Here is a 13,430-nt window from a genome sequence, read left to right on the forward strand (position 1 = left end):
TCTTAAATATTTTAGATTTTTTATAAATGATTTAATGTATGAGTTGTTTTATGTCAAAAGTATAATTTATTACTGTTTTGTGAATTGGTTTTATTTTAGTTGTTAGCTTGTTTTTGTTAGGAACGGTGTTCTATAAAGTATTCTGTGTAGTAGGTTATCTGCGTCGATCTGCTTTTGGCAAAATATGATGGTATTTAATTGTTTTGTTGTTGAACACTACAGGATAGATATTAGTAGATGTTATGCCAGCAGTTTTGCTTTCTGCTGGCGCTGTATTTTGCAGCTAAACACCTAGTGTGGCTCCGCCATCTACCACAATTTCCTGCATGGTTATCTGAGCTGCTTCGTCGGAAAGCAGGAAAGATACGGTATTGGCTATGTCTGCGGGCTGAGCTAGCTTTCTGAGCGGAATACCGAGGCGATATTGGCTTAAATCTCCATCAATAATGCTGGCCGGTGGCTGGTTATCTGGCCAGAGTTGCTGCTGCATGGCGGTGAGGGTGGAACCAGGGGAGACGATGTTAACGCGGACGTAAGGGGCGACTTCGAGTGCCAGATTGCGACAAAAATGGCTGAGCGCGGCTTTGGTGGTGGCATACAGACCGAGCTGGGTACGAGGCATGCGTGCGCTGTTGGAGCTGATGGTGACGATGCTGCCTTGCTGCTGCTGATAGAAATGGCGTGCCATATGCTGGCTGATGGATACGGGGCCAAGCAGGTTGACATTCAAGCTGGTTTGCCATTGTGCCTGTGTGGCGTTGAGCAGTGATGTGAGAATGAGCATGCCGGCACAGTTGACGAGTCCGGTGATGTGGTGTTGGACGATGAGGGTGTTGAGTAGGATCAGGGTTTCTTCACAGGCGCTGATATCTTGACTTATACCAATCCAGCCGGGTTCATAGGGCGGTTCAATCATTTGCTGTATCGGCCAGCTTGCTGGCACGGGCTGTTTGTCGATACCGATTACTTTGTAGTTTTGCTGAAGAAGCCGGAGGGCTACAGCTGCACCGATGCCCTGTGCGGCACCGGTGACGATAATGGTTGGTTGCATGTGGTTCTCCTTGTGTTATTAAAACTGAAATACGTTGAGCATGGTTTGCATTTTGGCTTCGGTTTCAAGCCATTCGGTGGCGGCATCGGAGCCCACTACGATACCGGCTCCGGCATAAAGGCGAATTTTGTTTTGGTTGAGCAGGCCATTACGGATGGTGACGACCCATTCGCCGTTGCCTTCGGCATCCATCCATCCGTTGAGCCCGCTGTAGTAATGACGGTTGTAGCCTTCATGGCTGAGGATAAATTGTTTGGCTACTGGGGTGGGTGTACCACAGACTGCCGGTGTGGGATGCAGATGCAGTGCAAGATTCAGTGCATCAGGGGCGCTGGGTTGTAGCTGTCCCTGAAATATGGACGACAGGTGAAACATGGTGGAGGTGGTAAGAATGTCTGGCGTTTCTGAGGCGCTGTATTCATTGCAGTATTTGCTGAGCTGATGGCGAATGTTGTCGATGACAAACTGGTGCTCGTACCGATCTTTGGCTGAGTGATACAACTCATTACGGATGCGGTTGTTTTCTTCTGTATTGCTGCTGCGCGGACGAGAGCCGGCCAGTGGGTTGCTGCGAACTTGTTGCTGCTGGCGTGAAAGCAGGAGTTCGGGGCTGGCGCCAAAGATGTACTGGTTATCTTCAACAGGTATCAAAAAGCTATAGGCATCGGGATTTTGCCGCGTTAGGGTGGTGAACAGTTGTTCAGGGCTGTGCTGTTGGTTGAATTCGAATTCCGTGGCCTGTGATAACACAATTTTCTGCATATTCCCGCTGTTCATGGCTTTTAAGGCTAGCTTGACGCTGTGTTCAAATACCGGACGTTCAACCAGTTTTTTCTGATGCAACATGGTGTTGGGTGCTGCTGTGTGTGCTGGTTGTTGAGCTGAGTTTGGTGTGGTCTGCTCAAATTCGCTGTAGAAATTAAGGGTGGCATTTTGGTTGGTGTCAAAGGGGATGGCACCGATAAGAATGGGGTGGGGATACCCTTGGGCTTTGATGAAATTGAAACAGTCAGTTATCTGCTGGTTAAAAGGGGTATCGGAATTCACGGGCATATGGATTTGGTGAATCAGATGCTGTGCATAGATGTGGTGATTTCTGCTGGCGAAACAGGCCAGTTGATTCTGATAATTTGAAATCAGGGACTGGGAAGCGCTGGATTTTTGTGTCGTCATTTGGGTTACCTGTGGGGTTAATACTGACCGTGCTGTAATTAAAAATTCAGAAAAATCAAGCTATGTAAGTTTTGTTATATTAATGCAAACAATTATCATTATCAATTGATATGTGTTTATTTAGCTGGTTTGATTGTGTTTGAAGAAAAACTGCCACAGGTTGGTGTCAGATGCAGGCGAGGGTGATGATTTCCTGTCGGCTGAAGCGGTAATGGACAATAGCCAGTTGCGGTGCTGCTGGCTGTGCGTGTACCTGAAAAATAAGCTGGTGGCTATCGGCGGTTTGGTAAGTAATGGCACTGAAACTGATGAGGTGCTGATATCGGTGAAACCAAGCTTTGATGATGCTTTCTTTGGCCGAAAAGAGTAGTAGTGCCTGCTGTGGGCTAATCTGCGTGGCAATGAGCTGCTGTTCGCGCGGATGCAGAAAAAGATTCAGCCTATTTTGGCGAGTATCTAGGTTGTGTTGATGTTGCCGGTGTTCGATGTCGATACCCATATAGGGCTGTGCAGGCTGTATTTTTTGTACGCTGGCTACGGCTGTGCAGTGCTGGGCATAAATGCTGTGGCTGATACTGCCTTGGAGTGATTCAGGAAAAAGCGGTTCTCCGCAGGTACCAGTGGCAAGGGTGATATGCCGATAGCCAAATGGCTGTAATGCATATTGTGCTGCCAGCCGTCCAGCAACGAATTCGAGTTGGCGTTTGGGTCGGCTGTGGCGGATGGGTTCAGGCAATAAAATGCTGTGTGACTGGCATAGCTCATGCAGTACCGTTGTATCCAAAAAGGGTATGCGAATCTGATGGATGACGCTGTGGCCAATGTTTAAGGTGCGATGGCTGAACTTTATCGTGGCAGAAGTGGTCGCTCCAGACGCATTTGTGTTGTTGACGGTATTTTCTTCTATGTGCATAGGGCTCAGCTTTGCCGGATGTTAATCTGCGCTGTTTTTTTAAAGCCTATTTCATTCATCACTATCGGGACATATTCAGTGTCTGTGTTGGCTGCCATGGGGCAGAGCTGCGGTGAGATACGAATATTAGGGTAATGCACTGCTCAAGTATGGTGTTTATCAGTTGCTGTTCAGTATGTTCATCCAGAGCTGAGGTGGCCTCGTCAAGTATCAGTATAGGAGCGTTTTTAATCAGGGCGCGGGCAATGGCCACGCGCTGCTGCTCGCCGCCAGACAGGGCTGAGCCTTGTTGACCAACGCTTTGATTAATGCCGGTTTCTGCACGGTCTATCACGGCACCGAGCTGGCATTTTCTGGCAATGGCTTCGATTTCGGCATCGCTGGCTTCAAAGCAGCCGATACGGATGTTTTCTGCCAGTGTGCCGGTAAAGATGATTGGGTTTTGGGCAACATAAGCCATGTTGTTTACCAGTGTTTGAAAGCTCAGTTGTGGCAAGGGGATGCCGTCCAACCGGATTTCGCCCTGTGTGGGATCGTCAAATCGCATGCACAGTTGCAGCAAGGTGCTTTTGCCGCTGCCGCTGATGCCGGCTACATGTAGGCGCGCACCAGCTGGTATATCTGTAGTCACAGCTGTGGAACTAGGAATGGCTACGATGTTGTGCAGGCTGAGGCGGGGCTGGTGTGGTGTGCGGGTTTCGGCTGCTTCAGGCAGTACTGGCGGATGAGTAAGCTGCTGGAAATGGCGTAGTGTGGTGATTAAGTCGTTGATGCTTAATCCGGCCGTCGCCAGTGCGCTTAATGGTGCGCCGGCGCGTCCCATCAGCAGTATGGTGGCCAGTATCAGGCGTTCATCACTGATGCCGGACAGGATGCAATACAGTGCCATGCCGGCCATGGGCAAAATATTGGCAATAGTGGCTATCAGTCTGGCCCATGCGGCGCTGCGGTTGATTTTAATCAGTAGGTTTTCCTGTTGTGTCCATTTTTGCTGAATGGAATCGAGTGCACGGGCTGGGCTGGCGGCGGTACGCAGCAGGGTGAGGTGCTCAACCAATTCGATGGTGGCAGTGGTGCTTTCTAGCTCGGTGTGATGGCGGCGGGCATCAGTTTTGTTTAGGTCATACTGTGCCCACAACTGAATAGCAAAAGCGATGGCAATCATGGTTAATGCAACCAGCATGGTACCGGCATCGGCTACAAACGCCAGCCCGATGCAGATAAATAGGGGCAAACAGGGGGCATGCAAAAATGTTTGTAGCTGGTGCGCCGGTATGCTCATGAAGTTGGGAATTTCCTGTCCGGCGGTTTTGCTGAGCACGGCACGGCGCTGGTCGTTAAACCAAGACAGTTTGGCGCTAGACAGGGCGTGTCCCAGTGCAGCAAATAAATCACCGGCTAGCCGAACGCCGGTTAGAAAACCGTTGCGGGTGACTACGATGGTGATGATGCTGGCCAGCAGAGCGCTGCAAAGTACCCATTTAGGCGATTGCTGGTTAACGATGGCCAGTGCCAGTAAGGTATAGGCGTAAGCTTCTGCGGCGGCAGCCAATATCCAGCCGATGCTGACAATCAGCAGGCGAGGTCTGGTGGCTGCGGGAATCACTTCCAGTAGATGTGGTTGCTGCGTAGTGGTGGTGTTCATGCCGCGCTCCTGCCATGAGGTAATACCAGTTGTGCATCTGCCTGTTCAGCCAGTGCTTGCTGATGGGTGACCACAACGATGGTTTTGTGTGTGCTGTGTGCCAGTTCGCACAATGATTGAAAAACTGCTTGTGCATGTTGCTCATCAAGGGCGCTTGTGGGCTCATCCAGTAAAATAACGCTGGCTGAGCTGAGAAAGGCACGAGCTATATTCAGACGTTGTTTTTCTCCTCCAGATAGACTGCTGGCTGGTGTGGCTAAATCTGTACTCAGCTGTGCTTTGGCTAATGCCTGTTGCATGGCTTTTTGGCTGGCTTGCGGTGCGGTCAGTGCTAAGTTGGTGTGCACACTGCTGTTGAGTACGTCGTAGCCTTGCGGAATCAGCAGTATGTGTTGGTGAATGGTTGTTTCATGTAGGGCAGTAATATCGGTCTGACCCAGTTGAACGGAACCGGCACTCAGGGTGACCAGTCCAGCCAATGCATTTAATAAGCTGGTTTTTCCGGCGCCACTGGGGCCAGTGATGGCGGTAAGGGCACCGGCGGCAAAGGTATGGCTAAGATCCTGCCATACTGGCTGGTCTTGCTGGAGTAGGGTGGCATGGTTAATAAGTAGTATGGGCGGGTTTTTAATGGCGTGGATTTTGCCGCGCGGCAACAGTGGCTGTTGCAGAAATTCTTTTAGACGTCCGGCAGCAGCACGTCCAGTGCGGATATAGTCGACGCTATGTCCGAGGCGTAATACCGGAGTGACGATAGCCAGACTGAATAGTAGGGTGGCTGCCAGTGTGGTGGTATCCGAGGTGTAGCTAACCCAATAGGCAATGGCAAAAGTAGCTACGGCCTGAAGCAGAGCCACGGCGATGGCGGCCGGTGTAGCGACTTTGGCGACCCAGCGCACCATGTCATGGGTGAAGCGTTCGGTGGACTGTGTATAAGCCGTGAGGGCGCTGGAGTGCTGGCCGTAGATGCGGTATACGGGAATGCCGCGTACATATTCATCGGCTTTGTTGATGATATCCAGCATGACTTGCATGCGGGCATGTCCATCACGACGGGTCATGTAGGGCAGCAGAAGTAGATAATACAGGGAGGCGATGACACCGGGCAGCAGTACCCAGATGGCGGACAGGCCGTTAAAGTAAAACAGGACAATAATGGATAATAACGGGATAACGGTAAAAACTGCAATTTCAGCCGGCAGATGCGCAAGCATATGGTGCAGGCTGCCAATGTCGTTGGTCATCAATTGTTTAAGTGTCTGCTCGTTCTGTCTGGCCAGTGTATTTATGGGTAGGCGGATCAGATGCTGCGCGACACTGCGGCGTAAGACAGCGGCAAAGCGGCTTTCTGCTTGATGGGCTATCCAGGCAGACCAAGCTGTGAATACGGCACCTGCTGCCCAGCACAGCAGTGCGTATTCGAGCCAGAGCCAGCGGCTATTGCCGATGAATTTCACCACAAACCATAATGCAGCCAGCATGGCAATACCAGCCATCACCGCGATGGCGGTACCACCAATGAGACCGGGTAAGGCAACGCGCCATTGCTGAGCCAGATTCGGGGGCGCATCGTGGCCAGACAGGTATGAATCATTCATGATTGGGTTTCCTATGGCTGTTTGCCAGTGTTTTGCTTGTGTAGCTAGTGGTTTTAGACCATGGCTGCGGTCTGCTCTGCTTCAATCAGGCGCCACCAGTTGTTTAGTGTGGGCTGCTGTCCCAGTGCTTCGAAGCCGATATGGATGTTGTGCTGTTTGAGTTCGGCAGCAAACTGCATGATGCGTAATGAATCCAGTCCATACAGAATTAAGTTTTCTTCGGGGTCTATCGGTTCGGACGCAGTTTCGAGCAAGGTCTGAATTCTGTGTGTCAACCATGCACGTGTCAGTCCGTCGGTTTCGGGTAGTAAGGCGGCAGTGGTGGTCACCTGCCCGCAGCAACCAGCTACGTACTCCAGTGCATAGAGGTGTTGTTGCAGGGAAAAATCAGCTAAGGCATCAGCCACAAAAAAAGGCTGAATATCCTGCATAAAGGCTTCGGCAGCAGTAATCATGCAGCCGATATGCGCGTATACGCCACCGATAATCAGCTGGTCGCGCTGCCATTGCTGCATCAGAGTATGTAATTCGGTACGCTGAAAAGCGCTATAGCGCCATTTGGTCAGTACGGTATCTTGCGGCATTGGCGTGAGTGCCGCCACGATGTGCTGTTCTTCTGCCGCGGCGGTGGTGATACCCGGTCCCCAGACATCGGTGAGAAGCGCACGCTCCTGCGGGCTTTGTTGGTGTGGCTGGGCGGTATAGACTACGGGTATCTGCTGTTGTGCTGCCCAGCTGCGAAGACGGTGTAAGTTCTGAATCATTGAATGAATCAGCGGACTGTCAGGCTGATAAAAATTCAGAAAATATTTTTGCATGTCGTGGATTAATAGCACCGCGCGGGAGCTGTCTGGCACCCAGGTGGTTTTATTCTGCGGCAATTGGGTGGCTTCTGGCATGGGATAATCGGTAATTTGTCTAATCGTCATACTGTTTCTCTCGTTCTCTCAGGATTAAATCATCAGGCTGAATGATGCTGTAGGCTTTCGCGCAGGCGTTTTTTATCGGTTTTACCCACGGCTGTGAGCGGCAGGCTGTCTATCATGCACACCTGATCGGGCAGTTTGTAGTGGGCAATGCCCAGATTGAGCAGATGGCGTTTCAGGCTCAGTGCGGATAACTGCGGATTGTGTGACACAATAAAGGCACAGCTTTTTTCACCAAAACGCTCATCGCTGACGGCCACCAGTGCCGCGGCGCTGACATCGGGATGGGTAATCAGCAGTTTTTCAATTTCTTCGGCGGCTATTTTTTCGCCACCGCGGTTAATTTGATCTTTTACGCGTCCGACCACTTTTATATAGCCATTACTGTAACGTTGCACTAAGTCACCCGAGTAGTAGAAACCTTCAGCATCAAAAGCCTGAGCGTTGTGTTCTGGACTCTGATAATAGCCACGAAAAGTATAGGGACCACGTGTTTTGAGCATACCGGTTTCACCGTCCGGCACGTCGTTGCCGTCTGCATCCACTACGCGTACTTCATCATCTGGACTGATGGGACGCCCCTGTGTGCTGACAATCAGCGCCTCGGTGTCATCCAAACGTGTGTAATTTACTAATCCTTCGGCCATACCGAATACTTGTTGTAACTGGCAGCCAAATACATGTAATACCTGCCGTGCCACAGACTCTGGAAAGCTGGCTCCGCCTACCTGAATGAGCTGCAATGAACGGGTTTTCAGCCGTTCTTGTTCTGGCTGCTGCATCCACAGGGATATGGCACTGGGCACAAGGGCGACCATGTTGATCTGATGCTGCTCAATCAGTGCAAAGCAGTTGGCCGGTTCGGGACTGGGCGCCATCACCACGCAGCCGCCGGCATGAAATACGCCTAGTGCGCCGGGTGAGCTGAGGATGTAGTTGTGCGGAGCCGGCATGGCACAGAGAAAACGTGTGTGTGCGCTCAGGCGGCATATTTCGGCACTGGCGCGAACGCTGTAATCGTAATCATTATGGGTGCGCGGAATGAGCTTTGGCGTACCAGTGCTGCCTCCAGAGAGCTGGAAAAAGGCAACTTCATCCGCCGGCGTGGGGGCAAACTGGCTGTAGGAGGCGGGCGGATTGCTGTACCAATCGGCTAAATTCTGGTCACTCTCAAGCGCGTCCTGCATCAGCACCAGTTCGGGAAACAGGTGTTGAGCGGACAAGTGTTGAAGAAACTCGTTGTTGTTGAATACTTCATGTCGGCGGGAGGCAATCAATAGTTTGGGTTTTATCTGGCGGCAAAAACTGCCCAGTTCATGTTGGCGATGGTTGTACAGAGCATTCAACGGGACGATGCCAGCTTTAAGCAGTGCGAAAAACACAATATAAAATTCGGCGCAGTTCGGCAGCTGCACCAGCGCTGTGTCACCGCTGGCTAATCCTTGTTCCATCAGTCTGGCGGCCAGAGTATCTGAATAATGATTGAGTTCCTGATAGCTGATGCGGCGCTCTGCACAGATAATGGCGGTGGCTAATGGAGACCTTTCTGCCGTTCGGGTCAGTACACGAGTTAACGGTTGATCCAGCCAGTATCCTTGGTCTCGGTAACGGCGGGCAAATTCTTCCGGCCAGTGTGTGAAGCTAATCATTTATCAGCCTTTTGTGCTTAACCGGCTAAAGCAGGCAAAGAGTGTTGATTTATTGTTACTTTATTGCTGCTGCAACGTTCTGTTGATTGTCTGCTCAGCGGTTTCTGTTGATGAGTTTACTTTTGTTTTTAATTAAACAAATGAAACTGGTAATCATTTTCATTTACATGTATCATCGTCAAAAATCGTAAATTTGTCAACAGAGTAAAGAAATAATGCGTGAACTTACTTCAATGCAGGCTGCATGCTGGTTTGGGCGGGCGCATGGTGCCATGCTGGGTGGTGTGGCTGCTCATTTGTATACCGAATTCAATGGCAGCCATATCGATGCAGATAAACTCAGGCATGCTATCGAAAATCTGTACCGGCGGCATGAGCTGCTGCGCCTGCAACTTAATGAGGCGGGAGAGATTAGTTTTTGGGATGAACCGCCGGAAAATGTTTTGGAAATAGATGATTTTTTACATTTATCTGCGGCACAACAGCAACAAATGCTGGAACGCAAACGCCGGCTTTGGACACATCAGCAGCTGAATCTGGCAAAAGCGCAGACAGCGCGCTTTTCGCTCAGTCTGCTGGGTGCCGATGCGTTCCGTCTGCATATCGATACCGATATGATTGCGGTAGACCCGTCCAGTTTTCGCATCCTGATGGAAGATATGGCGCAGTTGTATGCAGATGGCGGAGCAGTGTTGCCACCGCCTGCATCTTTTTACGATTGGCGTTGCAAGTTGCAGCAAAACCGGTATGAACAGCAACAGCAGCAGCGTGCCCGTGCATGGTGGCAAGCGCGCATTGCCGCACTGGCACCGGCCCCGACTTTGCCGTTGAAAGAAGTTGCTGAGGCAGCGGCGCAGAGTACGCGGCTGAGTGCTACCCTGGACGCAGCGCAAAATCTACAGTTACGGCAACTGGCGCGTCAACATGAGTTGACTTTTTCCGCACTGATGCTTGGGATTTTTACCTATACACTGGGCAAGAAAACCAAAGATTTAGCTTACCGGCTGAATGTGCCATTTTTCTGGCGCGAACCCATCGTGCCTGATATTGAACGCACCATCGGTGATTTTGCCGATATGGTGTTGCTGAACATTGATATGACTTCTGCCTCCAGTTTGTCTGCATTCTGCCGGCAGGTGGCAGCAGAATGGCGTCAGTGTCTGGATCACCGGCAGTTTAGCGGCGTGAATGTGATGCGGCGTCTGTCGCGCCATCACACCACCCCGCAAATGTCACCGGTCGTATTTACTGCCGCAGTGGATATGCCTGAAAAAAATCTGTTTTCCAGCCGTGTACATGAGCTGTTTGGCAGCATGGACTGGTGTATTTCTCAAGGGCCACAGGTAGCGCTAGACGCCCAGTTTGTCCAAATACAGGATAAGCTACTGATAAACTGGGATGTGCGTTTAGATGCCTTGCCGGAAGACTGGGTAAATGAACTATTTACGTGCTGTTTAACTCTGCTAAATACCTTGATTGCGGAGCCAGAGCGCTTTACCCAGCCGTTGCCAGCACTCAATCAGCTGCTGTATCCAGATGAAAATAATGAGAATGTCATTACTCTGAATCCTTTGCAAAAAGCCTATTTACTGGGGCGCAGCACCACATTTGCGCTGGGTGGCGTGGCTATGCAGGAATTTCGTGAATATACCGGTACATTGGATTTACCGCGCTTTCGGCAGCGTCTGGCTGATATGGTGCAGCATCATGCCAGTCTACGCACCTATATCGATGCCAGCCGTTGTGTCCAGCGTGTGAGCCAGCAGGCAGTGATAAATCTCACTGAAATCAATTTGTGTGAAGACGAGCCAGCAGAGGCTACAGCAAAAATCGATGCCTTGCGCCAGCACTATCAGCAGGCCATATTTGATTTAAATGAGTCACCATGGGATATCACTCTATTTCAGTTAAAGCATGAGCAGTTTGTGCTGTTTGCGCGCTTTGATGCATTGATTCTGGATGGACGAGCCATTGCTGAATTGATGCGGGAATTGTTTACCACGACGCCCTTGCCGGCTATTGGCATGTCGGAAAGTGTAGCGCTGCCGGATAAATACAAGGTGGCTCAGGACGCAGCCTACTGGCAGCAGCGCCTGCAAGCTATCAACTCAATTGCGCAACTACCATGGAAACAGCCTTTGGCCACACTGGTGACTTCACGCTATGTGCGCCAGAGTGCAGCTGTATCCGAACCCGTCTTTCGCGCCTTATGCCGCATGGGCGCTCAGCAGGGGCTGTTTAAGAATTCCTTATTAACGGCGCTGATACTGGCAGTACTGTCACGCGGCCAACAAACAGCAGAATTGCTGTCTGTGGCGGTACCGGTGTTGCCCTTATATAAGGGTGCATTGTCTAATCAGTCCACATTTATTGTCTCCACATGGGAAGCAGAAGCCGGATTCATCGAACAGGCCAAAAAATTACAATCCGATACGCTCGAGGGTTTGCAGCATCTGGCGTTTTCTGGTGTGGAGCTGGCGCGTATGCTATTTGAGCAGCATGGACAGGCACCGGTTTTGCCGGTAGTGATTACTAATGGTCTGTCATGGCCAACGTTACCGGCAGATATTCCGCTTCACTTTGTCAATGGTCTGACCCAAACACCACAAGTAGCCATGGATATCCGTTTTATGCTTGGCGCGGATGGCGCATTGGTGTTTAACGTTGACTATGCTCAGGAAGCCATCAGTGATGCAGTTGTCCGAGACTATCTGGAAGTATTAGTTAGTGTTTGCACTCAGGTGGCAGCTAGTGGGCTGGTAAACATCGAATCCATTTTGCCGCCGCCGCATTTTCTGAATGCACAACAATCGGCTGTTATTTCCGCGCAGCATCAGCAACTGATGCATATCTATCGTGAAACTCTGAATATTGCTCCAGAGTGCGTTATACAAATCTCGCAACCATTCACCCAGCTGGGCTTGCGTCCGGCTCATGTGAAAGCCATTACCGGCCAGATAAATCAAACATTCGCACTGGCTTTGAATCCACGTCAGCTCATTGGCTGCCGCAACATTGAGGAAGTGGCGCAACTGATTAATACAGCCATGGCCATGGCGTAAAGATAATACCCGCAGTAAACATTTGAATATTGTCTAGTTAACATAGGGATGAAATAAACATGGATTTGAAACAAACCGATCTGGCTGGTATTGGTATCGGCCCTTTTAATCTGGGGTTGGCTGCTTTATTGTCACGTCATACTGAAGTCAACGCAGTGTTTTTGGATAAAACCCCCACCTTTCACTGGCATGCGGGACTATTAATACCCGGTACCACCTTGCAAGTGCCGTTTCTGGCCGATTTAGTGACCATGGCCGATCCGTGCCATCCCTTAAGCTATCTCAACTATCTGCATCAGCAGCAACGGCTGTATCTGTTTTGCTATTACGACCGCTTCCTGATTCCGCGACAGGAATATGATGATTACTGCCGCTGGGCGGTCAGCCAGCTACCGTCCTGCCATTTCGATGCTTGTGTTACCGCGGTCAATTACGACCGTCAACAGCAAAAATTTATTATTGAAAGTGAATCTGCCGCAGGCGAAAAACAAACGTATTGTAGTCAGGATATTGCTATCGGCGTGGGTACTCGGCCTTATGAACCAGACTGGTTGAAACAATCCAACCATCCTTTAATTCAACATTCCGCCCACTTTCTTAGCATGCAGGAGCAGTTGCAGCAATGTAGGCAAGTTACCGTAGTTGGAGCAGGGCAGAGTGCCGCAGAATGCGTGCTGGCGCTGTATCGCGCATTGCAGCCGGAGCAAATCAAAGCCGGTGCCTCTATCCGCTGGATTACCCGCTCTGCCGGCTTTCATCCGATGGAATTTTCTAAGCTCGGACAAGAATGCTTCACACCGGTGTATATGCAGTATTTCCAGACGCTAACCGCACAGAAACGGCGGGAAATCAGCGCCAATCAGGGACAACTATACAAGGGCATCAGCTTTACCACCATTGGTGACATTTATAATTTGCTGTATGAACGTACCATTGCTGGTGCGCCTGCTGGTCTAAGCCTATATTCCAATTGTGACGTGCAATCGGTGGAAGTACAGCCGTCTGGCGTGATAAACATGACTTGCCTGCACACCCAGCTGAATCAGCACAAAACCATCCAAACCGATGCCATCGTTGCCGCTACCGGCTACAGTCATCAATGGCCGCAATGGTTTGAAGAATTGAAAGGTACAGTGCTGCAAACTGATGATCAGAATGATTATTTGATCAACGAAGACTTTACCGCCGTTCGCTGCGATGGTGGCAAAGGAAGAGTTTTTATTCAGAATGCTGAAATTGCCAAACAGGGTGTTGGGTCGCCTGATTTAGGTATGGGCGCTACCCGTAATGGCGTAATTGTTAATCAACTCTTGGGTAAAAACTACTATCAGGTACCAGAATATTCAGCTTTTCAGCGCTATGGTTTACCAGAATAAAATTCATAGCCAAAAAAAATCGCCTGCGGGCGATTTT

At 50.3% G+C, this 13,430-nt stretch carries 9 protein-coding genes; 2 read left to right on the forward strand and 7 right to left on the reverse strand.

Annotated features, from left to right (window positions below):
- Positions 1 to 283 precede the first annotated feature (283 nt).
- From J3U75_RS08555 to J3U75_RS08585, 7 genes are all read right to left on the reverse strand, one after another.
- Positions 284 to 1,051 (reverse strand): SDR family oxidoreductase, encoded by a 768-nt coding sequence (locus J3U75_RS08555; RefSeq protein WP_267391552.1) that lies wholly within the window; start codon positions 1,049 to 1,051, stop codon positions 284 to 286.
- A gap of 18 nt (positions 1,052 to 1,069) precedes the next feature.
- Complete coding sequence (locus tag J3U75_RS08560; RefSeq protein WP_267391553.1) at positions 1,070 to 2,224, reverse strand: isochorismate synthase; 1,155 nt, start codon at positions 2,222 to 2,224, stop codon at positions 1,070 to 1,072.
- A gap of 166 nt (positions 2,225 to 2,390) precedes the next feature.
- A complete protein-coding gene (locus J3U75_RS08565; protein WP_267391554.1) occupies positions 2,391 to 3,137 on the reverse strand; it encodes a 4'-phosphopantetheinyl transferase family protein in 747 nt (248 codons plus the stop codon).
- A gap of 61 nt (positions 3,138 to 3,198) precedes the next feature.
- The gene (locus J3U75_RS08570) at positions 3,199 to 4,782 is read right to left on the reverse strand and encodes an ATP-binding cassette domain-containing protein (protein WP_267391555.1); all 1,584 of its coding nucleotides are present in this window, start codon (positions 4,780 to 4,782) and stop codon (positions 3,199 to 3,201) included.
- Positions 4,779 to 6,380: an ATP-binding cassette domain-containing protein gene (locus J3U75_RS08575; RefSeq protein ID WP_267391556.1), complete on the reverse strand. Its 1,602-nt coding sequence runs from the start codon at positions 6,378 to 6,380 to the stop codon at positions 4,779 to 4,781. Before J3U75_RS08575 ends, J3U75_RS08570 begins: the two co-directional genes overlap by 4 nt.
- Before the next feature lie 53 nt (positions 6,381 to 6,433).
- The gene (locus J3U75_RS08580; RefSeq protein WP_267391557.1) at positions 6,434 to 7,309 is read right to left on the reverse strand and encodes an isochorismatase family protein; all 876 of its coding nucleotides are present in this window, start codon (positions 7,307 to 7,309) and stop codon (positions 6,434 to 6,436) included.
- 32 nt (positions 7,310 to 7,341) lie between these two features.
- On the reverse strand, positions 7,342 to 8,955 hold the full coding sequence (locus J3U75_RS08585; RefSeq protein ID WP_267391558.1) for a (2,3-dihydroxybenzoyl)adenylate synthase: 1,614 nt from the start codon (positions 8,953 to 8,955) through the stop codon (positions 7,342 to 7,344).
- 215 nt (positions 8,956 to 9,170) lie between these two features.
- On the opposite strand from J3U75_RS08585, the gene J3U75_RS08590 reads away from it, so the two are divergent.
- Together J3U75_RS08590 and basC are read left to right on the forward strand one after the other, a co-directional pair.
- Positions 9,171 to 12,017, forward strand: coding sequence for a condensation domain-containing protein (locus tag J3U75_RS08590; RefSeq protein ID WP_267391559.1), 2,847 nt, complete (start codon positions 9,171 to 9,173; stop codon positions 12,015 to 12,017).
- A gap of 59 nt (positions 12,018 to 12,076) precedes the next feature.
- Positions 12,077 to 13,393: a putative histamine N-monooxygenase gene (gene basC / locus J3U75_RS08595; protein ID WP_267391560.1), complete on the forward strand. Its 1,317-nt coding sequence runs from the start codon at positions 12,077 to 12,079 to the stop codon at positions 13,391 to 13,393.
- Positions 13,394 to 13,430: the final 37 nt, after the last annotated feature.

The organism is Snodgrassella sp. B3088, assembly GCF_026535815.1.
In the GTDB taxonomy this organism is placed as follows: domain Bacteria; phylum Pseudomonadota; class Gammaproteobacteria; order Burkholderiales; family Neisseriaceae; genus Snodgrassella; species Snodgrassella alvi_E.

Bases quoted from the DNA above. Each gene is read 5' to 3' on its own strand.
- J3U75_RS08575 (WP_267391556.1), bottom strand. From the start codon at position 6,380: ATGAATGATTCATACCTGTCTGGCCACGATGCGCCCCCGAATCTGGCT.
- J3U75_RS08565 (WP_267391554.1), bottom strand. From the start codon at position 3,137: ATGCACATAGAAGAAAATACCGTCAACAACACAAATGCGTCTGGAGCG.
- J3U75_RS08555 (WP_267391552.1), bottom strand. From the start codon at position 1,051: ATGCAACCAACCATTATCGTCACCGGTGCCGCACAGGGCATCGGTGCA.
- J3U75_RS08580 (WP_267391557.1), bottom strand. From the start codon at position 7,309: ATGACGATTAGACAAATTACCGATTATCCCATGCCAGAAGCCACCCAA.
- J3U75_RS08570 (WP_267391555.1), bottom strand. From the start codon at position 4,782: ATGAACACCACCACTACGCAGCAACCACATCTACTGGAAGTGATTCCC.
- basC (WP_267391560.1), top strand. From the start codon at position 12,077: ATGGATTTGAAACAAACCGATCTGGCTGGTATTGGTATCGGCCCTTTT.
- J3U75_RS08585 (WP_267391558.1), bottom strand. From the start codon at position 8,955: ATGATTAGCTTCACACACTGGCCGGAAGAATTTGCCCGCCGTTACCGA.
- J3U75_RS08590 (WP_267391559.1), top strand. From the start codon at position 9,171: ATGCGTGAACTTACTTCAATGCAGGCTGCATGCTGGTTTGGGCGGGCG.
- J3U75_RS08560 (WP_267391553.1), bottom strand. From the start codon at position 2,224: ATGACGACACAAAAATCCAGCGCTTCCCAGTCCCTGATTTCAAATTAT.